This window comes from Paraburkholderia bryophila (assembly GCF_003269035.1).
GTDB lineage: Bacteria > Pseudomonadota > Gammaproteobacteria > Burkholderiales > Burkholderiaceae > Paraburkholderia > Paraburkholderia bryophila.
The window spans coordinates 94182-116940 of record NZ_QLTK01000010.1 but is presented as its reverse complement, the minus strand read 5'-3'; the positions used below and the strand labels follow the sequence as shown (position 1 = coordinate 116940).

The following is a 22759-nucleotide window of genomic DNA, read 5'->3' as shown; positions in this document are numbered from 1 at the left end:
ACTCAGCCACGCCGAGACACGCCTACACAGCCGGATTCAATTGCCACAACGCGTAATTCAACGCCGCGGCGAACGCCACCCAGGCTACATAGGGCACGAGCAGTCCGCCTGCCCAGCGGTCCCGTCGCCAGAACGCGAATGTCAGTGCGGCGATCAAGACCAGCAGTATCGCGATATCGATCAGCGCCATGTCTGGTCGATGCAGGCCGAAAAAGAGCCCCATCCAGGCTGCGTTGAATAGCAGTTGCACGGCCCATAAGACAATTGCCGCGCTCAGCCCATCGCGTTTCCACACGCGCCACGCGGCAATCGCCATCAGCACATAAAGCACCGACCACGCTGGCGGGAAAACCCAGTTCGGCGGATTGAACGCGGGCTTTCGCAACGCCGCGTACCAGGCGTCGGGTAGGAACTGGCTCGCGACTAGCGCGGTGGCCAGCGTCAACAGCAGAAATACAATCAGCGATGGCAGACGCCGCATTCCGATTGCCTCCATGACAGGCGTATCAAATCAGTTTCAATGATGTAAGCAGGCACTCACTTGCCGAAACGAGCAAGCGTACGCGCTCGCGCTTGCGCATGATCGACGATCGGCGCGGGATAATCCTTGCCCAACACCACTCCGAAGTCCGCCAGCCGTTCCGTGCCGGCCAGCCACGGTGCATGGATCCATTTGGGCGGCAGCCTCGCCAGTTCGGGCAGATAGCGCTTGATGAAACGCCCTTCGGCGTCGAATTTTTCGGACTGCGTGATCGGGTTGAAGATCCGGAAGTACGGCTGTGCGTCGCATCCCGTCGACGCTGCCCACTGCCAGCCGCCGTTATTCGCCGAAAAATCGAAGTCGTTCAGCTGCTCGGCGAAATAGCGCTCGCCGAGCCGCCAGTCCACTCCCAGATCCTTGACCAGAAAACTCGCCGTGACCATCCGCAAGCGGTTGTGCATATAGCCGGTGCGGTTCAGTTGCAACATCGCGGCATCGACCAGCGGATAACCGGTGCGGCCGTCGCACCACGCGGCGAAGGCCTCGTCTGCTTCGGGGCCTTGCTCCCAGCGCAGGCGGTCGTACTCTTCCTTGAACGACGCGCCGCTCGCCAGCCGCGGATGATGCGCCAGGATCATGAAGTAGAAATCCCGCCAGATCAGTTCCGATAACCACGTGGCCGAGCCTTGCCCGTCGGGTTGCAGCGACATCTCGTGAGCAAGGCGCGCGAGCGTGCGAATCGAGACCGTGCCGAAGCGCAAATGCATCGACAGATAGCTGGGGCCCTTGGACGCCGGAAAATCGCGCCGGTCGGCGTAGCTGTCGATGCGGGTCATAAAATCGTCGAGTAGTTGCTGCGCGCCGCTCACGCCAGTGGGCAGTGCCAGTTCCGCGAGATTGCTCGGCGCGAAACCCAACTGCTCGAGAGTCGGCAATTGCCGATTCAGCCTGGCCGGCGGCGCGGCCAGATGTTTCGCGTACGTTTCTACCGGATACGGCTTCAGATCGAACGCCGTCAATTGCTTGAGCCACGCATTCTTGTAAGGCGTGAACACGGTGAACGGTTTCTTCTGGCCCGTCAGCACCTCGTCGCGCTCGAAGATCACCTGGTCCTTGAAGGTTAGCAATGAACGTCCGGCGTCGGCGAGACGCTCCTGCACCGCTTCGTCGCGCGCGATCGCCACGGGCTCGTAATCGTGATTCGCAAACACCGCCTCGACATCGAGTTGATCGGCCAGTTTCGGCACCAGATCGGCCGGATCGCCGTACAGCACGATCAGGCCGCCACCCTCGGCGCGCAGCGCCTCGTCCAGTTCGCCCAGCGTCGCCAGAATGAACTCGATGCGGCGGTCCTGCACGGGTGTATCCGGATGACGCGCCTGCCAAGCGTCGACGAGCGGCTGGAGGATCGTCGTGTCGAACACGAACACGCACCACACGCGCTCGCAATGTTTGAGCGCGTAGTAAAGCGCGGCGTTGTCCGTGCGACGCAGGTCGCGGCGGAACCAGACCAGACCGGTTTCGAAGGAGTCGTTCAGTCGTCGGACGCGTGTCATCGGGTGCGAGAAAAGTCGGGTGAAGGGTCGCGCTGTGCGTTCAACGGGCGGTTTGGCGTGCGAGCGTCAGCGCGGCAGGTTAGCGGATCGGATTGTCGCCGCATATTGCGTGCCGCGTCCATCAACGACAAAACGCCCGCTCCTATTCTGCAGGGAGCGGGCGCCACTCGCGACGGCGCGGCTTACCGCGCCATGCTTCAGCAATTCGCCGAGGTCGCGGCTTAGGCGACTTGCAGGCGAACCGCGACGTTGTTGCGCGTGGCGTTCGAGTACGGGCAAACCTGGTGCGCGGCGTCGACCAGTTCCTTCGCGGCGGCTGCCTCGAGACCCGGCAGCGAAACGCGCAGTTCGATGTCCAATGCGAAACCGCCATTGTCGTTCGGGCCGATGCCGACTTCCGCGGTGACCTGCGTGTCAGCCGGCAAAGCCTGCTTGTGCTGACCGGCGACGAACTTCATCGCGCTCAAAAAACAGGCCGAGTAACCAGCCGCGAACAGTTGTTCCGGATTCGTGCCCGCCGCACCGTTGCCGCCGAGTTCGCGCGGCGCTGCCAGCTTAACGTCCAAAGCGTTGTCCGCCGATACGGCGCGGCCGTCGCGGCCACCGGTGCTCGTTGCGCTGGTCTTGTAGAGAATGTTCATGGTGCTGCTCCTTAATCTGGGTTGTCAGGATCTGCATGGTTGCCGCGGTTTGCCCGCCGTTCTGGCGGAGCGCTTTGGAAGCGACATGTGATTAAGATAGTACACAAATCATTAGCGTGCAAATGAAATTTCAAATCGACCCGATAGCGGGGCCGTGTACCGGGCTGACTAGTGGTCCATGTAATCGTTGAGCGTAGTCCGCAAACGTGTCAGATCGTCGCGTAGACGCAGAAGGAATTCCGGCGATTGCTGGGTCGCGCAAAAGATTTCGGCAGGCACTTCGCGCGCCTGGCGCTTTAGGGCCGTGCCGGCTTTGGTCAGGCGGATGTACACCAGACGTTCATCGTCGACGCCGCGTACCCGCTCCAGCAGGCCTTGCGACTCGAGGCGCTTGAGCAGCGGCGTGACCGTCGCCGAATCGAGATTCAGGCGCGCGGCCATGTCCTTGACGGTGACGTCGTCGCTCTCCCACAGCGCCAGCATGGCCAGATATTGCGGGTAGGTGAGGCCTAGCTTGTCGAGCAGCGGCTTGTAGGCCTTCGTCATGGCAAGCGAGGTCGAATAGAGCGCGAAGCAAAGTTGCTCGTCGAGTGTGAAGGGCAAAGCGGGGCGCTGGGTCATGATGAGTCTCGTCTGGAATAGCGCACAAATAGATTGCGCACAAACTATTGTGCCGCAGATCGACATGTGTTGACGAGTGTTGGGAACGACGGGGAGGGCGGGCGCCAGAACGGCGCCCGCATGTGGACAGCTTCCAGTCAGGCTAGATCAAGCCGCCGGGGTGGTCGGCAGATCCGGCGTTTCGGGAGTTTGCACGCCGAAGCAGCCGCGATAGGTTGCGTAAAACGAGCAATACAGCATGGTCAAGACGATCATCGTGGCGGGCATGAGCACCGCGAACGCGAAGTCGGCCACGCCCAGCGCCTGCATCAGCGCGGACAAGCCGAGCGATACGGTGGTCGAGGCAGCGAACCACAGCGCGCCGAATACGATAAACGCGCCGCGATTGCGCCAGCAGCTCACCACGCTGAAGAACATCGCCTTCATGGGCGGCACGTCATGCCAGGCGGCGAGAATCGGCGAGAACCAGAAAATCATCGCCACCGGAATGTAGAACGCGAAGGCGGTGAGGATCGCGAGCGGGATATTGCTGTTGGCGATCGCGTCCTGATCCATGGTGGCGGCGCCGAGCATGACCTTCAGCAGCATGCCGCCGTCGGCGAGCGCCGAACCGGCCAGCACTAGCGCCATGGCGACGACGTACAGCACGCCGAGCACCAGCAGGCGTTTGGCGACCACCGGACCGTACGAGTGAAAGCCATCCACGAGAATGGTGGGGAACACCGGCTTGCCGGCGATTGTGTTACGGCACGCGGCCATGAAGCCGACCGCGACGCCCGGAATGAACGCGAGCGGCAATACGCCGCCGATCACCGGAATCTGCGCCACGAGCGTCATCACCAGCAGATAGGTGAAGAACAGCGTCAGGAAAGCGAGCGGGTTCTTGCGGAACAGCCAGATACCCTGCCGGAACCATACGTAGCCGGTTTTCGCGGGGACTTCGATCAGTTGCATGAGGTATGAATGCCTGGGAGTGCAACGCCGGAAAGGCGTTCGCGCAGAATGCGCTCGAAATGGCCGGGGTCGTGCGGTTTAAGCAGTTCCGCCGCGCGCGGCAAATGAAAATCATACAGGCGCGAGACCCAAAAGCGGTACGCGCCGGCGCGCAGCATGTCGCCCCAATGGCGGTTTTCTTCGACGGTAAACGGCCGTACGGTCTGATAGGCGCGCAGCATGGCCTCGGTGCGTTCTTCGTTCAGCTTGCCGGTGGCGAGGTCGACGCACCAGTCGTTGACGGCGACCGCGATGTCGAACAACCACTTGTCGCAGCCGGCGAAATAGAAGTCGAAAAAGCCGCCGAGGCGCACTTCGTGGCCCGTGTCGGGCGCGGCATGAGCGAACATCGCGTTGTCGCGGAACAGGTCGGCGTGGCAGGGGCCTTCGGGCAGCGCGGCGTAATCGGCCGACGCGAAGAAGGCTTCCTGATGCGCCAGTTCCGATACCAGCAGATCACGCTGCTCGCCTTCCAGAAACGGCAGCACGGTCGGCACGGTTTCCTGCCACCACGGCAGGCTGCGCAGATTCGGCTGATAGCGCGGATAGTCGCGACCCGCGAGGTGCATGCGCGCCATCATCTGCCCGACTTCGACGCAGTGTTCGACGCCTGGCGACAATTCCGGGGCACCTTCCAGCTTGGTGACGATGGTCGCGGGCTTGCCGCTCAACGTGCCGAACAGCGTGCCGTCTTCGCGCGGCAGCGGGTCCGGCACCGGCACGCGATGCGCGGCCAGATGCTGCATGAGGTCGAGATAGAACGGCAGTTGGTCGGCCGTCAGTTTTTCGAAAATCGTGAGGACGTATTCGCCGCGCGTCGTCGTCAGAAAGAAGTTGCTGTTCTCGATGCCGGATGAAATGCCGCGCAACTCGACGACGTCGCCGAGATCGTAGTGGCACATCCATTCAGCTAGTTGGGATTCGGTGACAGCGGTGAAGACAGCCATGCGGGAAACGTCGGATCAGGTTGGTCGGGCTGGCTTGGTACGGCCAGTGCGAGGTGCGGCAAAAGCGGCGGCAAGACAGCGGCAAAAACAGGGGTGAAAACGGCGACTGCAGCAAAGACAGCACGCGGTGGCGGACGCGGTGCCGAACACTCGGTCCGTCAGGGCCGTCAGGCGAGCGCGGTATCGCACTCAACGCCGTGGCGCCTCAGTGAAGTCCGTTCGGCAAGCAGGCTAAAAGCCCAAGGAGACGCTGCGCAACACATGCGCATCCGGCTCCGGCAGTCCGCACGGGACCGTCACGCCCGCGACGTCTCAAACCATCAATAACTCAAATGCACGGACGGCAAACGCGTGCTGGCCTGGCCGTTGTCGCGCACTTTCGGCGATGTGTCGAGCGGCGCGCTCATCTGATAGCGGGTGCCGAGGTTCGAATGCACATTGATTTCGACGGGCTTGCCTTTGTCGCGGTATTCGGTGATTTCGGTGCCGTTGCCGCTTTTTTCGTAGAAGCTCGGGGTACGCGGGACATTGATTTCGACCTTCGAACTGACCTCGGCGGCCGGACGATTGATCTTCTCCAGGTCGGGCAAGCCGGCACGTTCGTTGGCCGACTGGGGTGCGCCGGGGGCCGGAGTGTCATCGACAGGCTGGGCAGCCATCGCGGCGTTGCCAAAGGCGAGAGCCAGTGCAACGGCGACGGGAAGGAGCGGCTTCATGGTGATTCTCCAATATGGTGGCCCGATTCTAGCAAATCCAGCCAGGCCTACGGGCGTGATCGCCTTATTTTGCGCTGCTTTCGCGCGGCGCGCGCGCAATCTTGCCGGACATGCGAAGGCCGGGGTTGCACGCGCTGCAGGGGCATTTGGCGATCGCGGGTTCCGTGGTAATGTCGTCGCATCAATCGAGGCGAATGAAGATGAACAACGATACCAATCAACGCGCGGTGCAGACTCCCGCCAGCAGCTTCCCAACCGAATCCTTCGACGACGCCACCGAGGCCGTCACCTACCTCTCGGCGATATACGAAGCGAACACCTCGTTCCTGCGCGACGCTTTTGCGCGCTATCGCCGCAACGAATTGTTCGAACGCCGGGTGCGCGCCTGCTACCCGTTCGTGCGCGTGCGCACCGAGGTCAACACGCACATCGACTCGCGTCGCTCGTATGGTTTCGTCGCGGGTCCGGGCATGTTCGAGACGACCGTGACGCGGCCGGATCTGTTCGGCAATTACTATCGCGAGCAACTGCGTCTGCTGGCCAAGAATCACCATGTGAAGATCGAAGTGGGCGTGTCGGAACAGCCGATTCCGATTCACTTCGCGTTCGCCGAGGGCATCCACCTCGAAGGCGATCTGGATCGCGAGCGCCTGTTCCTGATGCGCGACGTGTTCGACGTGCCCGACCTCGCGTTGCTCGACGATCGCATCGTCAATGGCACGTACGAGCCGTTGCCGGGCGAGCCGCATCCGCTCGCGCTGTTCACGGCGGCGCGGGTGGATTTCTCGCTGCATCGGTTGAAGCACTATACGGCGACGTCACCCACGCATTGCCAGAACTACGTGCTGTACACGAACTACCAGTTCTATATCGACGAGTTCGTCAAACTCGGTCGCACGATGATGGCCCATACCGACGACGAAGAACTGCGCGCCTATCGCAGCGAATACACGTCGTTCGTCGAACCCGGCGACGTGATCACGTACAACGAGAATCTCGGCGAAGAGGCGCAGGAGGGCACGCCGCCGCCACGTCTGCCGCAAATGCCGGCGTATCACCTGAAGCGCGCGGACGGCAGCGGCATCACGATGGTCAACATCGGCGTCGGGCCGTCGAACGCGAAGACGATCACCGATCACATCGCCGTGCTGCGTCCGCATGCGTGGATCATGCTCGGCCACTGCGCCGGTCTGCGCAATACGCAGCGTCTCGGCGACTATGTGCTGGCGCACGGCTATGTGCGCGAGGATCATGTACTGGACGACGATCTGCCGCTGTGGGTGCCGATTCCGGCGCTCGCCGAAGTGCAGGTGGCGCTGGAGCGCGCGGTCGCGCAGATTACGCAACTGGACGGCGTCGAGCTTAAGCGGGTGATGCGTACCGGCACGGTGGCCAGCGTGGATAACCGCAACTGGGAGTTGCGGGATCATCGCGAGCCGGTGCAGCGGCTGTCGCAAAGTCGTGCGGTCGCGCTCGATATGGAAAGCGCGACGATTGCCGCGAACGGTTTCCGTTTCCGGGTGCCTTACGGGACCTTGCTTTGCGTGTCGGACAAGCCGCTGCACGGCGAGTTGAAGCTGCCCGGCATGGCCGACCAGTTTTATCGCGCGCAGGTCGACCAGCATTTGCAGATCGGCGTGAAGGCGATGGAGCTATTGCGGATGAACGGGCTGCATCGCTTGCATAGCCGGAAGCTGCGGAGTTTTGCGGAAGTGGCGTTTCAGTAAGTCAGACTCGGCGGGCTTCTCGCGGGTTCGGGCCTCACATCTGCCCGAACCCCGTCAACCCGATCAAACTCCCTGCCGCCAGCAGCCACAGCGGATGAACTCGCGTTTTCAACGACAACGCCGCCGTCAACGCAGTAATCCCCCAGGCAATCGCCGTCGGATCCGAGGCCTTGGCGATCAGTACCGCGCTCGCCGCGACAATCCCCGCCGTGACCGGCACCAGCCCCAACTGCGCATAACGCCGCCACGGACGGTCCTTAAACCGCTCCCAGGCATGCAACGCCAGTATCGTCACGAGCGATGACGGCCCGAACTTCGCCACGGAAGTCACCAGCATCCCCGCCCAACCGGCCACGTGCCAGCCCACCAGCGTGACGATCATCAGATTGGGCCCCGGCGCGGCCTGAGCGAGCGCGAACAGCGCGCTGAATTCGCTGGCCGGCATCCAATGGTGCACGTCCACCACTTGCCGCTGCATCTCCGGAAGAATCGTATTTCCGCCGCCGAATGCGAGCAGCGAAAGCTGGCTGAAAATGACGGCGAGAGCAATGAGCGTGTCGTTCATCGTGCGCTCCTCGACGCGATGTAGATGCTGAGCGGTGTGAGTACCAGCATGGTCGGCAGCAACGGCAGCCGCAAGATCGCAATCGCGATGAAACCGAGCACGGCAATTAGCGCGGCCAGGGGTTTGCCACGCAACGGCAGCACGATCTTCACCGCCATCGCGATCAACAGCCCTGCCGCCGCAGCGGCAAGCCCGGCAAACAGATGACGAACGTGCGGGTCGTTCTGCGTATGTTCGTACAGCACGCCGAGTCCGATCACCACCAGCGAAGGCCCTGCGATCAACCCAAGCAGACCGGCCAGCGCCCCGGGCACGCCGCGAAAACGCATGCCCATGGCCACCGACAGATTGATGACATTGCCGCCCGGCAGGAATTGGCACAGCCCCAGCAGGTCGGTGAATTCTTCGCTGCTCAGCCAGCGGCGTTGTTCGACCAGCGCGCGCCGCGCCAACGGCAGCGCGCCGCCGAAAGAGATCAGCCCAAGGCCGAGAAAACCGCCGAAAATTTCCCGCAGCGTGGGCGTCGGCGCGAGGCCGGTCTCGGATGAGGTGAGGTCGTGATCCATATCGCTAAGCTTCCAGTTCAAGCTCAGCAGGTTAACGCCGAACGGACTGCATGCAAAACGATTTTTCGGCGCGGCTTTGTGACTTAGAATCACAAGCATGGCCCGTAACCTTCCTCCCTTTCCGGCGCTGCGCGCCTTCGAAGCCGCGGCGCGGCATGAAAGCTTCACCGCTGCCGCAAACGAATTGCATGTGACGCACGGTGCAATCAGCCGTCAGGTTGCGGCTTTCGAAACGTGGCTCGGCGTGCAGGTGTTCCACCGTCACGGCAAACGCGTGCGTCTTACCGAGGACGGCCGCCGTTATCTCTCCACCGTGCAGGCCGCGTTCGACAGCATCGCGCTCGCCACCGATCAACTGCGCGACACCGGCGTCGTACAGGTACTACGCGTGAATGCGCTGCCTACCTTCGCGATGAAGTGGCTGCTGCCGCGTCTGCATCAATTCCAGCGCAAGGTGCCGAATGTGGAGTTGAGGCTATCCACGTCGAACGCGCCCGTCGATACGTTGGAGAGTTTCGACGTCGCGGTACGGCGCGGCCCGGCTCACTGGCCGAACTGCGTGAGCGGTCATTTCCTTGGTGAAAGCGAGATTCCAGTTTGCAGTCCCGCGCTGTTGCAGCGCTCGCCGATCAAGGTCTCGGACGATCTCGCGCGGCACGTGCTGCTGCATTCCGACACGCGGCCGGATGCGTGGAGCAACTGGTTATCGGCGGCTGGGGTGACGGTGAAAGTCCCGAAGAAGCAGTCGTTCGACCACTTCTATCTGGCCTTGCAGGCCGCGGTAGATGGTCTCGGCGTGGCGCTCGGCCCGCTGCCGCTGCTCGCGGACGAACTGGTATCGGGGCGGCTCGTGGTGCCGCTGGCCGGTCCGCGTATCGACGCGCGCGGCTATTGGTGGGTGGCGAGGCGGGAGGTTGCGCAGGCGCCGCTGGTGGCGCTGTTCTGCGAATGGCTGCAGGCGCAGGGTGATCAGACCGATATAACGGAAACGGGCAGCCTGGAGGCCGCCCGTTAGCGTTCACGAATGCATGGTATCGCGTTGCGTGACGTCAAGCGGCATTCGCTCCGCACCGGAGCACGAAGCAAACGCGGAACAATCCAACGCCTTACAGATAGAACATCCGGTCTTCATCTGACTTGGCCGGATGCGGCTCGGTCTCTTCACGGTCCTCATAAAACTTCAGCACCGCTTCGAGCACCTGGTCCGGATCGTCGATTACCTGCATCAGGTCCATGTCCGTCGGATTGATCAGGCCCATGGGTGTGAGCGAATTCTTGAACCACGCGAGCAGGCCTTCCCAGAACTCTGCGCCCACCAGAATGATCGGCACATGGCGCGACTTCTTGGTTTGAATCAGCGTGAGCACTTCGGCCAGTTCGTCCAGCGTGCCGAAGCCGCCCGGCATCACGATCACGGCGTCCGAGTTCTTCACGAACGTGACTTTGCGCGTGAAGAAATGACGGAAACGCAGGGAGATGTCTTGCCACTGATTGCCCGATTGCTCGTGCGGCAGTTCGATGTTCAGGCCCACCGACGGCGCTTTGCCGGCATGCGCGCCCTTGTTGGCCGCTTCCATGATGCCGGGGCCGCCGCCCGAGATCACCGCGAAGCCGGCGTCCGACAGCTTGCGCGCGATTTGCGTGGCGAGTTTGTAGTAAGGCGAGTTCGGTTTCAGACGCGCTGAACCGTAGATGCTGACAGCCGGGCGAATCTCCGAGAGGTACTCGGTCGCCTCGATAAACTCTGCCATAATCGTGAACATCTGCCACGATGCGCGGGCCTTCTTGGCCGTAGCGCGCTCTTGATCTGCGAGTGATCGCAGACTCGGAATCACTTTTCTCTTAGTCATAATGCCTGAAGAACGAAGCCTTGAAGGTAAGACCCTGCTATTGGTCGACGGTTCGAGTTATCTGTACCGGGCCTACCATGCGATGCCTGATCTGCGCGGACCCGAGGGCGGTCCCACGGGTGCGCTCTACGGGATGATCAACATGCTGCGGCGCATGCGCAAGGAAGTCACGGCAGAGTATAGCGCGTGCGTGTTCGACGCCAAGGGCAAAACGTTTCGCGACGACTGGTATCCGGACTACAAGGCAAATCGTCCGTCCATGCCGGACGATCTGTCACGTCAGATCGAGCCGATTCATGTGGCGGTGCGTGCGCTCGGCTGGCCGCTGCTGATGATCGAAGGCGTCGAGGCCGACGACGTGATCGGCACGCTCAGCACCGCAGCGGAGCAGCGCGGCATGAACGTGATCGTGTCGACTGGGGACAAGGATCTGGCGCAGCTCGTGTCGGATCATGTCACCCTCATCAATACGATGACCAACGAAAAGCTCGACCGCGCCGGCGTGATCGCCAAGTTCGGCGTGCCGCCGGAACGCATCATCGACTATCTGTCGCTGATTGGCGATACGGTCGACAACGTGCCGGGCGTCGAGAAATGCGGGCCAAAAACCGCGCTTAAATGGCTCACGCAGTTCGATTCGCTGGATGGCATCGTCGCACACGCGGACGAAATCAAAGGTGCGGTAGGAGACAATCTGCGCCGTGCGCTCGATTTCCTGCCGATGGCGCGCAAACTCGTCACCGTCGATCGCAATTGCAATCTGACCGAGCACATCGTGTCGATCGAGGAAAGCCTGCAAAGCCGGCCGGAGTCACGTGAGGAACTGCGTGACGTATTTGCGCGCCACGGCTTCAAGACCTGGTTGCGCGAAGTGGAAATCGCCGAGGTCGTGGAGGGTCCGCAAGTGGACGTGGAGCCGGCGTTGTCGGTGGATCACGAGCGGCACTACGACACCGTGCAGACGTGGGAGCAATTCGACGCGTGGTTCGAGACGATCAACGCGGCCGAACTGACCTCGTTCGATACCGAAACCACATCGCTCGATCCCATGACCGCGCAGATCGTGGGCTTGTCGTTGTCGGTCGAGGCCGGGCGCGCGGCGTATGTGCCGCTCGCGCATCGCGGCCCGGATGCGCCCGTGCAATTGCCGCGCGACGAGGTGCTCGCCAGACTCAAGCCCTGGCTCGAAAGCGCCGACCATAAGAAGGTTGGTCAGCATCTGAAGTACGACGAACAGGTGCTCGCCAACTACGGTATCGAAATGCGCGGCATCGAACACGACACGCTGTTGCAATCGTACGTGGTCGAATCGCACCGCACGCACGACATGGACAGCCTCGCGCTGCGTCATCTCGGCATCAAGACGATCAAGTACGAAGAAGTCGCGGGCAAGGGCGCGGGGCAAATCGGCTTCGACGAGGTCGCTTTGGAGCAGGCCGCGGAATACGCCGCGGAAGACGCCGACATCACGTTGCGGCTGCATCAGGCCTTGTATCCGCAAGTGGCCGCGGAGAAAGCGCTGGAGTACGTGTACCGCGATATCGAAGTGCCGACCTCGCGCGTGTTGCGCAAGATGGAGCGCACCGGTGTGCTGATCGACGCGGAAAAACTGCGGCTGCAAAGCAGTGAAATCGCCGCGCGTCTGATTCAACTGGAAGCCGAAGCGTACGTGCTGGCTGGCGGTGAATTCAATCTCGGCTCGCCGAAACAGATCGGCCAGATTTTCTTCGAGAAGCTGGAATTGCCGATCGTCAAGAAGACCCCGAGCGGCGCACCATCCACCGACGAAGAAGTGCTGCAAAAGCTCGCCGAAGACTATCCGCTGCCGAAAATCCTGCTGGAACATCGTGGTTTGTCGAAGCTCAAATCGACTTACACCGATAAGTTGCCGCGCATGGTTAACGCCACCACGGGCCGCGTGCATACGAATTACGCGCAGGCCGTGGCGGTCACCGGGCGTCTCGCATCGAACGATCCGAACCTGCAGAACATTCCCGTACGCACCGGCGAAGGCCGCCGGATTCGCGAGGCATTCATCGCGCCGCCGGGCCACAAGCTGGTGTCGGCGGATTATTCGCAGATCGAATTGCGCATCATGGCGCACATTTCCGGCGACGAATCGCTGCTGCGCGCGTTCTCGCAAGGGGAAGACATTCACCGCGCCACCGCAGCGGAAATCTTCAGCGTGACGCCGCTCGAAGTGTCGAACGATCAGCGGCGCGTGGCCAAGGTCATCAACTTCGGCCTGATCTACGGTATGAGCTCGTTCGGCCTCGCGTCGAACCTCGGCATTACGCGCGACGCCGCCAAGCTGTACATTGACCGCTATTTCGCGCGCTATCCGGGCGTGGCGAGTTATATGGACGAAACGCGAGTTAGCGCGAAGGCCAAGGGTTATGTGGAGACCGTCTTCGGCCGCCGTCTGTGGCTGCCGGAAATCAATGGCGGCAATGGTCCGCGCCGTCAGGCCGCCGAGCGTGCCGCGATTAACGCGCCGATGCAAGGCACGGCCGCCGATCTGATCAAGCTCTCCATGATCGCGGTGCAGAAGTGGATCGAAGAGTCGAAGATCGGCACGCGCATGATCATGCAGGTGCACGACGAACTGATCCTCGAAGTGCCGGACGCCGAATTGTCCGAGGTGCGCAAGCGCCTGCCCGAATTGATGTGCGGCGTTGCCGACCTGAAAGTGCCGCTGGTTGCCGAGGTAGGCGCCGGGCTGAATTGGGAAGAGGCGCATTGACGCAGTTGTGACGGGAAGCGATATCGTCGTGCGCATGTCACATATGCGCATTGATAGCTTGTGACAACCCGTGCTGCTCGCGGACAATCGTTGAAAGACGGCGCGTTGCGACGCGCCGTGCGACGCATAACCGATCGGCAAACACGGAGAGTTCAATGCATCGATTTATCGTCGTTGGCGGGGGAGCGGGCGGGCTGGAATTAGCGACGCGTCTGGGCGATCGCTATGCGCCTCATAAGAACAAAGGCGGCGTGCGGGCGCAAGTCACGCTCGTCGACCGCAATCCCACCCATATCTGGAAGCCGCTGCTGCATGAAGTGGCGGCCGGCAGCATGGACCCGTTCACGCAGGAACTCGAATATGCCGCGCAAGCGCGCTGGCATGGCTTCGAGTTTCAGCAGGGCGAACTGGCCGGTCTGGACCGCGCCAATAAGCGTCTCACGCTCAGCACGGTGCTCGACGACGACGGCGCCGAGCTGCTGCCCGAACGCGAACTCGAATACGACACGCTGATCATCGCGATCGGCAGTACCACGGCTTTCTTCGGCGTGAAAGGCGCGCCGGAGTTTTCGCTGGCACTCGATACGGTCGGCCAGGCCGAGCGCTTCCGCAAACGTCTGATCGCGGCGTGCATGCGCGCCGAGCATCAGGTGCATGAGCCCGTCGAAGCGGTGCCGGAAGTGGGTGTGCCCAGCGAGCCGCGCATTCAGGTGGCGATTGTCGGCGGCGGCGCGACCGGCGTCGAACTGTCGGCGGAATTGCGCAACACCGCGCAGGTGTTGTCCGCGTACGGCTTGCATAAGCTCGATCCGCGGCATGACGTCGGCATTGTGCTGATCGAAGCGGGGCCGCGTATTTTGCCTGCCTTGCAGGAGCGTGTTTCGACAGCCACCGCCGAGTTGCTGACCAAGCTCGGCGTCAAGCTGATGATCGGCGAGACCGTGGCCGAAGTCGCGCCCGGCATGATTCGCACCGCGAGCGGCAAGACCGTGCGCGCTGACCTCACGGTGTGGGCGGCGGGCATCAAGGCGCCGGCCATTCTGAGCCAACTCGACAGCCTGCCGGTCAATCGTCTGGGGCAACTCGTCGTGCGCCGTACGCTGCAAACCGAGATCGACGACAACGTCTTCGCGCTTGGCGATTGCGCCGCGTGTCCGTGGCCTGGTAACGAGCGTAACGTGCCGCCGCGCGCGCAGGCCGCTCACCAGCAGGCCAGCTTTCTGATGAAGGCGCTCGCCGCGCGGCTCGACAACAAGCCGCTGCCGGAATTTACCTATCGCGACTTCGGCTCGCTGGTGTCGCTCGGACATTTCAGCGCGGTCGGCAATCTGATGGGCGGCGTGATCGGCGGGAACATGCTGATCGAAGGGCTGTTCGCGCGGTTCATGTACATGTCGCTGTATCGGCTGCATATTGCCGCGTTGCACGGCTATGCGCGGATGGTGCTCGATACGTTGGCGCACTGGTTGCGACGGACTACGCTGCCGCGGGTCAAGCTGCACTGAAGGCAACGGCGGGCAAGGCGATTGCGAGGGCGGGGCGGCGGGTGCCGCGCCCTTCGCTGCGCGAAGGTTGCATCTGCAACAGGAAGCGTGTCAGGCGTATCCTGTTGCTTCCCTTACGCAACCTTATGCCACCAAGGAGCGCCGCATGCTGAAACCCGAGATCGACAGCCTGGTCCCGCACGTTCCCTTCAATCGACGCACCTTCATCAAAGCCGCGCTCGGCACCGGATTCGCGGCCGCCGTGTTGCCGGTGTCGGCACAAACCATCCATACCGATAGCGACGGCCTCGAAGCCGGCGAAGTGGCCGTGCGTTCCGGCGACACGCTGGTGCCGGCATACCGCGCGCAGCCGAAGGGCAAGACGCATCTGCCTGTAATCATCGTCGTGCACGAGATTTTCGGTGTGCACGAGCATATCGCCGACGTGTGCCGGCGCTTTGCGAAGCAGGGCTATCTGGCGATTGCGCCGAATCTGTATGAGCGGCAGGGCGACCCCACCGTTTACACGAGCATGCAGCAGCTCAATGAGCAACTGGTCAGCAAGGTGCCCGACGATCAGGTGATCGGCGATCTGGACGCGACCGTCGCCTGGGCGGGCGAGCATGGCGGCGATCTGAACCGCCTCGGCGTGAATGGCTTCTGCTGGGGTGGCCGGATTGCGTGGCTGTATGCCGAGCACAATCCGCGGCTCAAGGCCGGTGTGGCCTGGTATGGCCGCGTGACCGGGCAGAAAACCGCCATGAACCCCGCGAATCCCCTCGACGAAGTGGCGCAGTTGCATGCACCGGTGCTTGGTTTGTACGGGCGCCAGGATCAGAGCATTCCGCAGGACACGCTCGAGCAGATGAAGCAGGCTATCGCGCAGGGTCCGGAGGCGGGGCGCGGGTCGCAGTTCGTGGTGTATGACGACGCGGGGCACGCGTTTTTCGCGGATTATCGGCCGAGCTACAAGAAAGCCGATGCCGAGGATGGCTGGCGGCGCGCACTGGTGTGGTTCCGGCAGCATGGCGTGGCATAGGGCGCGGAACTCGACGACATGATGAAAAAGCCGTTGCCGCTCTAGAGCGGCGACGGCTTTTTGTTGCCAAACCAACCGGCAGTTCGCGGCTACTTTCGCTTATGGATTCGGCCCGGTCCCAATCGGCCGCTTCGGGTCCGCACTCCATTCGCTCCACGAGCCCGCGTACAACGCCGCACCATGCAGGCCGGCGACTTCCATCGCGACGGCATTGACGCATGCCGTTACGCCCGAGCCGCATTGCAGCACCACATGTTCCGGCGACGTATCGCCTAACAGTGCGTGGAATTCTTCACGCAGCGTGTGTGCGGGTTTGAAGCGGCCGTCGGTGGTGAAGTTGTCTTTGAAGAAGCGGTTGAGCGCGCCCGGGATGTGGCCGCCGACGCGATCCAGCGTCTCGTTCTCGCCGCGATAGCGATCGGCCGCGCGGGCGTCGACCACCACGCGTTCCTTCGAAGCGAGATTGCGCTCGACTGTTTGCACGTCGACCGTGACGGCCAGCGGCGCGCTCGCCTTGAAGTCGCCGGTATTTTGCGCTGGCGCGTCTTGCGTGAGCGGCAAACCGGCGGCCTCCCAGGCTTGCAAGCCGCCGTCGAGCAGCGCGACCGCGTCGTGTCCGAGCCAGCGCAGCAGCCACCACGCCCGAGCGGCGTACATGCCGCCCTGGGAGTCATAGGCGACAACCTGCTGCCCTTGCTTCAGCCCGCGCGACTCCAGCGTCTCCACGAGACGGGCGCGATCCGGCAGCGGATGACGCCCGTTCGCGCCGGTCTTGGGTCCCGACAGATCGCGATCGAGGTTCAGGTAATGCGCGCCCGGCAGATGCCCGGCCAGATAGGCTTTCTCGCCCGCTTCCGTGTCGGCCAGATCGAACCGGCAGTCGATGACGAACACGCTGCCCGGCGCATCGGTGAGCCGTTCCGCGAGATTCGTCGCGGAGATCAGCGTGGTGTAGTGAGTGTGCGGCATGACGTCTCCTTCATACGGGCGATGGCGGCTCCGTTCAGCGGCGTGACGCCGCGAGCGGATGGCCGAGCTATCCCGTTAGTCTAAACAAAAAAAGACGGACCGAAGTCCGTCTTTCCTAGTGTTGGCGCCGCTTGGGTGTTAGCAGATCATATTCCGCCTAAACGCCGATCAGATCGTGCCGAGTTCGCGCCGCAGGAACTCGTGGAAGTGCTGCATGCCGTCTTCCATCGGGCTCTGGTACGGACCCACCTGCGACTCGCCGCGCTCCATCAGCGCGCGGCGGCCAGCGTCCATGCGCTCGGCGATCTCGTCGTCTTCGCTGGCGGTCTCCATATAGGCGGCGCGTTCTGCTTCGACGAACTCGCGTTCGAACAGCGCGATTTCTTCAGGGTAATAGAACTCCACCACGTTGGTGGTTTTCTGCGGGCCGCGCGGAATCAGCCAAGACACAACCAGCACGTGCGGATACCACTCGATCATGATGCCCGGGTAGTACACCATCCAGATCGCGCCGAACTCGGGCGGGTTGCCGCCGCGGAAGCGCAGCACCTCGTCGTGCCACTTGCGGTACGTCGGACTGCCCGGCTGTTCCAGATCCTTGTGCACGCCGACTGTCTGAACGCTGTACCAGTCGCCGAATTCCCAGGTCAGGTCGTCGCAATTGACGAAGCTGCCGAGGCCCGGATGGAACGGCGCGACGTGGTAGTCCTCCAGATAGACCTCGATAAAGGTCTTCCAGTTGTAGTTGCACTCGTGCACTTCGACGTGATCGAACATGAAGCCCGAAAAATCGAAGTGTTTGCTGGGACCGAGGCGTGCCAGATCGCGCGCGACGTCACGCCCCTGCGCTTCGAAGAGCAGGCCTTGCCAGTTCTGCAGCGGCGTGGCGCCCAGATTCAGACACGGGTTGTCTGCGAAATGCGGCGCGCCGAGGAGCTGACCGTTCAGGTCGTACGTCCAGCGATGCAGCGGGCAGACGATATTCTCTGTCCGGCCGCGGCCGTTGAGCATGATGGCTTGCCGATGGCGGCACACGTTCGACAACAGTTCGACTTGCGACTGCTGGTTACGGACGAGCAACCGCCCCTCGCTCTCGCTGGGCAAGGCAAAATAATTCCCCGCTTCGGGCACCATGAGATCGTGGCCGATGTAACGAGGACCTTTTTTGAAAAGGGTTTCGATTTCGCGCGTTAGAAGCGCTTCGTCAAAGTAAGCCGTGACTGGCAGCTGGCTGTGGACAGACCGCAACTGCAATGCATTGCTCAGATTGGACATTCCCACTCCCGTGAAGACGTGAAAGCAGTGAACAACCCAACCATCGAAGATTCGATTTAGGGAGCCGGAGATTATACCCGTTTCCCCTGGTACGGGGCACGTAAGTAGTTCATTTGGATCAAAAATGTCGAGGAAGTTCGTGGTTTTTTTGCGCTGACCTGAAGATTCTTTTCTGCGACACTCGACTGGCGCGCGCAGGGCGAATGGGGGAGAAACGTAGGGGAAAGGCTCAGCGGAGGGTGGCGAGCGGATCGGAAATGTCGCTTTTGCCGTAGAATGTCCGACTTGTTTTAATTTTGCGACTATTCATGGCGAAGACCGCATCGAAAGAGGCTGCTGCCGCCCCAGCTGAAGGCGTCGACACCACGCCGCTGCCCGAGAACTACGAGGCCGCCCAGGCCGAGCTGGAAGGGCTGGTGGCGCGCATGGAAAGCGGCAATCTCAGCCTCGAGGAATCGCTGACCGCCTACCGGCGCGGTGCCGCGCTCGTGGCGTTTTGTCAGCAGCAGCTCGAAAAGGTCGAGCAGCAAGTGCGCGTGCTCGACGGTGAGACGCTCAAACCGCTGCCCATGAATAGCGCAGGCACAGCCGCTACTGAGAGCGGGGACGACCTATGACATTCGAACCATGGATGCGCTCGGTACTCGAGCGCGTCGAAACGGCACTAGAACACTACTTGCCGACCGAGACCACCGAGCCGGCTAAATTGCATGAAGCCATGCGCTATGCGGTATTGGGCGGCGGCAAGCGGGTTCGCCCGCTACTGTGCCACGCGGCCGGCGAACTGACCGGCGCGCGCGCCGAATGCCTCGATGCGGCGGCGGCGGCGCTGGAAATGATCCACGTCTATTCGCTCGTGCACGACGACATGCCCTGCATGGACGACGACGCGCTGCGGCGCGGCAAGCCCACGGTACACGTCCAGTACGACGAAGCCACGGCATTGCTGGTCGGCGACGCGCTGCAGTCGCAGGCGTTCGTTGCGTTGACGTCGGCGGTTCTGGCACCGGCACAGCAGGCTTCGCTCGTGCGCGAACTGGCGCTGGCGAGCGGCTCGATCGGCATGTGCGGCGGTCAGGCTATCGACCTGGCCAGCGTCGGTCATACGCTGACGCGCACCCAGCTCGAAACCATGCACCGCATGAAGACTGGCGCGTTGCTGCGCGCCGCGGTGCGCATGGGCGCGCTGGCAGGCGAGACGCCGGACGCTGACGCGATGCGTTCGCTGGACGCGTATTCGGCCGCTGTCGGCCTCGCGTTTCAGGTCGTCGACGATATTCTCGACGTCACGACCGACTCTGCAACGCTTGGCAAAACTGCAGGTAAAGACGCGAAGGACGGCAAGCCGACCTACGTGTCGATTATTGGGCTCGACGCTTCGCGTACGCTCGCAGCGCAGCTGCGCAGCGACGCTCATGCTGCACTGGCGCCGTTTGGCGCACGCGCGCAGCGTCTTGCCGAATTGGCCGACCTGGTGGTGAACCGGGTTAGCTGAACGCGAAAGCCCGCCGCCGCGCATCTTTCCCCAGGTGCATGTATGAAGTGCGGGCGCGTAAGTTTTCCTACAATGGAACGACGATGTACGACTTGCTGAAAACCATCGACGACCCGGCGGCCTTGCGCCGCCTCGATCGCCGCCAACTGCAACCGCTTGCCGACGAGTTGCGCGCCTTTGTGCTCGACAGCGTATCGCAAACGGGCGGCCATCTTTCGTCCAACCTCGGCACGGTCGAGTTGACCATTGCGCTGCACTATGTGTTCGACACGCCGCGTGACCGGATCGTCTGGGACGTCGGTCATCAAACTTATCCGCACAAGATCCTGACCGGCCGCCGCGACCAGATGCACTCGTTGCGTCAGCTCGGCGGCATCTCGGGTTTCCCGAAGCGTGACGAGTCGGAATACGACACCTTCGGCACCGCGCATTCCAGCACGTCGATCTCGGCCGCGCTCGGCATGGCGATCGCGAGCAAGCTGCAGGGCGAAAACCGCACGGGCATCGCCGTGATCGGCGACGGCGCGATGACGGCCGGTATGGCCTTCGAGGCGTTGAACAACGCCGGCGTCGAAGACGACGTGCCGCTGCTGGTGATCCTGAACGACAACGACATGTCGATTTCGCCGCCGGTCGGCGCGCTGAATCGCCATCTGGCGCGACTGATGTCGGGCCGTTTCTACGCCGCCGCGCGCGCCGGTGTCGAGCGCGTGCTGCGCGTCGCGCCGCCCATGCTCGATCTGGCCCGCAAGCTCGAAGAGCACGCGAAGGGCATGATCGTGCCGGCCACGTTGTTCGAAGAGTTCGGCTTCAATTACATCGGCCCGATCGACGGTCACGACCTCGATTCACTGATCCCGACCCTGCAGAACATCAAGGAATTGCGCGGTCCGCAATTCCTGCACGTGGTGACGAAGAAGGGGCAAGGCTACAAGCTGGCCGAGGCCGATCCGGTGCTGTATCACGGCCCGGGCAAGTTCAATCCGGCGGAAGGCATCAAGCCGGCCACCACGCCGTCCAAGAAAACCTACACGCAGGTGTTCGGCGAATGGTTGTGCGACGCGGCCGAGCTCGATCCCCGCGTGGTGGGCATCACGCCGGCCATGCGTGAAGGCTCGGGCATGGTGGAGTTCGAGAAGCGTTTCCCGGACCGTTACTTCGACGTCGGTATCGCCGAGCAACACGCGGTCACCTTCGCCGGCGGCCTCGCCGCGGACGGCATGAAGCCAGTGGTCGCGATTTACTCGACCTTCCTGCAACGTGCTTACGATCAGTTGATCCACGACGTGGCGCTGCAAAATCTGCCGGTGGTGTTCGCCATTGACCGCGCGGGTCTGGTCGGCGCGGACGGCGCGACGCACGCGGGTGCTTACGACCTGGCGTTCCTGCGCTGCATTCCGAACATGACGGTGATGGCCGCGTCGGACGAAAACGAATGCCGCCAGATGCTGCACACGGCGTTGCAACAGCCGAACCCGACGGCCGTGCGCTATCCGCGTGGTGCGGGCACGGGTGTGGCGACCGTCAAGCAGATGGCTGTACTGCCGATCGGCAAGGGCGAAATCCGTCGCGAGACTTCGCAACCCGCAGGCAAGCGGATCGCGATTCTGGCGTTCGGCACCATGGTCGCGCCGTCGCTGGTCGCGGCCGAACAACTGGATGCCACGGTCGCGAACATGCGCTTCGTGAAACCGCTGGACGCGGATCTGGTCCGCCAGCTTGCCGAAACGCACGACGCGATCGTCACGGTCGAAGAAGGCTGCGTGATGGGCGGCGCGGGATCGGCCTGCGTCGAAGCCCTGCTCGAAAGCGATGTATTGCGGCCGGTATTGCAACTGGGTCTTCCCGATCAGTTCATCGATCATGGCGATCCGGGCAAGCTGCTCGCCGCGTGCGGTCTCGACGCCGCGGGCATCGCCAAGTCGATTCGCGAGCGCTTTCTGTCGAGCGGCGCGGTCGGCGGTCAGTCGTCGGTGAAGCGCGTCGCCTAAGGCGTCAATGATGCGTCGCATCAGGCGGCGCGGCTCGTCACTCGAGCCGCGTTGCTATTGCGGTCATAGCAATCTCCAACTTGAATCGATGGGCCATCGGGCCCATCATCCAACGCCGGCCGGGGCCGGCGTTCGCCGTTGCGCGATCTGATCCGCACGGCCGCCGAGCGCCCCCGTACTGTTGCTTCGCGACAGAACGCGGCAGCACTCCACGGTGATTTTCTGCGAAGCGAAAAACCTGCGCGGCCCGGCGTTTTCTGGAAAGGACAAGACAATGAATCAGATGAATCCCGCCTTTGTGATGCCCGACGTGCAAAGCACGCCCGACACGCGTCAGATCCCGATTCAGCGGGTCGGCGTGAAGGCCGTGCGTCATCCGTTGACGGTGCGCACGCAAGGCGGCGACATCCAGCCGACGGTCGGCACGTGGAATCTCGACGTGCATCTGCCCGCCGACCAGAAGGGCACGCATATGTCGCGATTCGTTGCGTTGCTTGAAGAGAACAAGGCGCCGCTGGAGTCGGCCACGTTCCGCACGATGCTCGCCGCGATGCTGGAAAAGCTCGAGGCCGAGGCTGGCCGTATCGAAGTGTCGTTCCCGTATTTCGTGAACAAGACCGCGCCGGTGTCGGGCGTGCAAAGCCTGTTGGACTACGAAGTCACGTTGACCGGCGAGACCCGCAACGGCGCGACGCGCCTGTTCCTGAAAGTGCTGGTGCCGGTCACGAGTCTGTGCCCGTGTTCGAAGAAGATCTCGCAGTACGGCGCGCACAACCAGCGCTCGCATGTCACCATCAACGCCGAACTGGCCGGCGACGTGGCCGTCGAAGAACTGGTTCGTGTCGCTGAAGAAGAAGCGTCGTGCGAACTGTGGGGTCTGCTGAAGCGCCCGGACGAGAAGTTCGTCACCGAGCGCGCCTACGAGAATCCGAAATTCGTCGAAGATCTGGTGCGCGACGTCGCGCAGCGTCTGAATGCTGATGAGCGGATCGTCGCGTATGTGCTCGAAGCGGAGAACTTCGAGTCGATTCACAATCACAGCGCGTATGCGGTGATCGAGCGAGATAAGCGGACGGTCTGATACGTTAGTCGACCCATGC

The 22759-nt window shown here is 62.6% G+C and carries 21 protein-coding genes; 9 read left to right on the top strand and 12 right to left on the bottom strand.

What is annotated here, in order from left to right; all coding sequences use genetic code 11:
- Positions 1–22: 22 nt before the first annotated feature.
- The 7 genes from BX591_RS17185 to BX591_RS17155 form a co-directional block, all read right to left on the bottom strand.
- Positions 23–481: a TspO/MBR family protein gene (locus BX591_RS17185; protein ID WP_111932579.1), complete on the bottom strand. Its 459-nt coding sequence runs from the start codon at positions 479–481 to the stop codon at positions 23–25.
- 56 nt (positions 482–537) lie between these two features.
- Positions 538–2037, bottom strand: coding sequence for a cryptochrome/photolyase family protein (locus tag BX591_RS17180; protein ID WP_111932578.1), 1500 nt, complete (start codon positions 2035–2037; stop codon positions 538–540).
- Positions 2038–2258: 221 nt separating this feature from the next.
- Positions 2259–2678 (bottom strand): organic hydroperoxide resistance protein, encoded by a 420-nt coding sequence (locus tag BX591_RS17175; RefSeq protein WP_111932577.1) that lies wholly within the window; start codon positions 2676–2678, stop codon positions 2259–2261.
- 168 nt (positions 2679–2846) lie between these two features.
- Entirely contained in the window at positions 2847–3299 is a 453-nt protein-coding gene (locus tag BX591_RS17170; protein WP_111932576.1) for a MarR family winged helix-turn-helix transcriptional regulator, read from the bottom strand.
- Between the two features lie 147 nt (positions 3300–3446).
- Positions 3447–4253 (bottom strand): BPSS1780 family membrane protein, encoded by an 807-nt coding sequence (locus BX591_RS17165; RefSeq protein ID WP_111932575.1) that lies wholly within the window; start codon positions 4251–4253, stop codon positions 3447–3449.
- Positions 4244–5239: a homoserine kinase gene (locus tag BX591_RS17160; RefSeq protein ID WP_111932574.1), complete on the bottom strand. Its 996-nt coding sequence runs from the start codon at positions 5237–5239 to the stop codon at positions 4244–4246. Before BX591_RS17160 ends, BX591_RS17165 begins: the two co-directional genes overlap by 10 nt.
- 320 nt (positions 5240–5559) lie before the next feature.
- Entirely contained in the window at positions 5560–5955 is a 396-nt protein-coding gene (locus tag BX591_RS17155) for a hypothetical protein (RefSeq protein ID WP_035561139.1), read from the bottom strand.
- A 200-nt stretch (positions 5956–6155) separates the two neighbouring features.
- On the opposite strand from BX591_RS17155, the gene BX591_RS17150 reads away from it, so the two are divergent.
- Positions 6156–7682: an AMP nucleosidase gene (locus BX591_RS17150; RefSeq protein ID WP_111932644.1), complete on the top strand. Its 1527-nt coding sequence runs from the start codon at positions 6156–6158 to the stop codon at positions 7680–7682.
- 34 nt (positions 7683–7716) lie between these two features.
- Here the strand turns inward: BX591_RS17150 and BX591_RS17145 are convergent, their stop codons facing one another.
- A complete protein-coding gene (locus BX591_RS17145; protein WP_111932573.1) occupies positions 7717–8247 on the bottom strand; it encodes a chromate transporter in 531 nt (176 codons plus the stop codon).
- A complete protein-coding gene (locus BX591_RS17140) occupies positions 8244–8813 on the bottom strand; it encodes a chromate transporter (RefSeq protein WP_111932643.1) in 570 nt (189 codons plus the stop codon). The genes BX591_RS17145 and BX591_RS17140 overlap by 4 nt, the downstream gene beginning before the upstream one ends.
- A 97-nt stretch (positions 8814–8910) precedes the next feature.
- Here BX591_RS17140 and BX591_RS17135 point away from each other — a divergent pair, with 97 nt between their 5' ends.
- Positions 8911–9828 (top strand): transcriptional regulator GcvA, encoded by a 918-nt coding sequence (locus tag BX591_RS17135; RefSeq protein WP_111932572.1) that lies wholly within the window; start codon positions 8911–8913, stop codon positions 9826–9828.
- Between the two features lie 91 nt (positions 9829–9919).
- On the opposite strand, the gene BX591_RS17130 is transcribed toward BX591_RS17135, so the two are convergent.
- Entirely contained in the window at positions 9920–10663 is a 744-nt protein-coding gene (locus BX591_RS17130; RefSeq protein WP_074766765.1) for an LOG family protein, read from the bottom strand.
- 1 nt (position 10664) lies between these two features.
- On the opposite strand from BX591_RS17130, the gene polA reads away from it, so the two are divergent.
- From polA to BX591_RS17115, 3 genes are all read left to right on the top strand, one after another.
- Positions 10665–13406, top strand: a complete 2742-nt coding sequence (gene polA, locus BX591_RS17125) for a DNA polymerase I (protein WP_111932571.1) — start codon at positions 10665–10667, stop codon at positions 13404–13406.
- 155 nt (positions 13407–13561) lie between these two features.
- Positions 13562–14911 (top strand): NAD(P)/FAD-dependent oxidoreductase, encoded by a 1350-nt coding sequence (locus tag BX591_RS17120; protein WP_111932570.1) that lies wholly within the window; start codon positions 13562–13564, stop codon positions 14909–14911.
- A gap of 145 nt (positions 14912–15056) precedes the next feature.
- Positions 15057–15929, top strand: coding sequence for a dienelactone hydrolase family protein (locus BX591_RS17115; protein ID WP_111932569.1), 873 nt, complete (start codon positions 15057–15059; stop codon positions 15927–15929).
- A gap of 99 nt (positions 15930–16028) precedes the next feature.
- Here the strand turns inward: BX591_RS17115 and BX591_RS17110 are convergent, their stop codons facing one another.
- Both BX591_RS17110 and BX591_RS17105 read right to left on the bottom strand, forming a co-directional pair.
- A complete protein-coding gene (locus tag BX591_RS17110) occupies positions 16029–16898 on the bottom strand; it encodes a sulfurtransferase (protein WP_111932568.1) in 870 nt (289 codons plus the stop codon).
- 168 nt (positions 16899–17066) lie between these two features.
- Complete coding sequence (locus tag BX591_RS17105; RefSeq protein WP_111932567.1) at positions 17067–18173, bottom strand: aromatic ring-hydroxylating oxygenase subunit alpha; 1107 nt, start codon at positions 18171–18173, stop codon at positions 17067–17069.
- A gap of 308 nt (positions 18174–18481) precedes the next feature.
- Here BX591_RS17105 and BX591_RS17100 point away from each other — a divergent pair, with 308 nt between their 5' ends.
- The 4 genes from BX591_RS17100 (at position 18482) to folE2 (ending at position 22740) form a co-directional block, all read left to right on the top strand.
- Positions 18482–18790 (top strand): exodeoxyribonuclease VII small subunit, encoded by a 309-nt coding sequence (locus BX591_RS17100; RefSeq protein WP_111932566.1) that lies wholly within the window; start codon positions 18482–18484, stop codon positions 18788–18790.
- A complete protein-coding gene (locus BX591_RS17095; protein ID WP_111932565.1) occupies positions 18787–19668 on the top strand; it encodes a polyprenyl synthetase family protein in 882 nt (293 codons plus the stop codon). The genes BX591_RS17100 and BX591_RS17095 overlap by 4 nt, the downstream gene beginning before the upstream one ends.
- Positions 19669–19751: 83 nt before the next feature.
- Complete coding sequence (gene dxs, locus BX591_RS17090; protein WP_111932564.1) at positions 19752–21659, top strand: 1-deoxy-D-xylulose-5-phosphate synthase; 1908 nt, start codon at positions 19752–19754, stop codon at positions 21657–21659.
- A gap of 274 nt (positions 21660–21933) precedes the next feature.
- Positions 21934–22740 carry a GTP cyclohydrolase FolE2 gene (gene folE2 / locus BX591_RS17085; RefSeq protein ID WP_111932563.1) on the top strand — a complete coding sequence of 269 codons (807 nt, stop codon included), beginning with the start codon at positions 21934–21936 and terminating at the stop codon, positions 22738–22740.
- Positions 22741–22759: the final 19 nt, after the last annotated feature.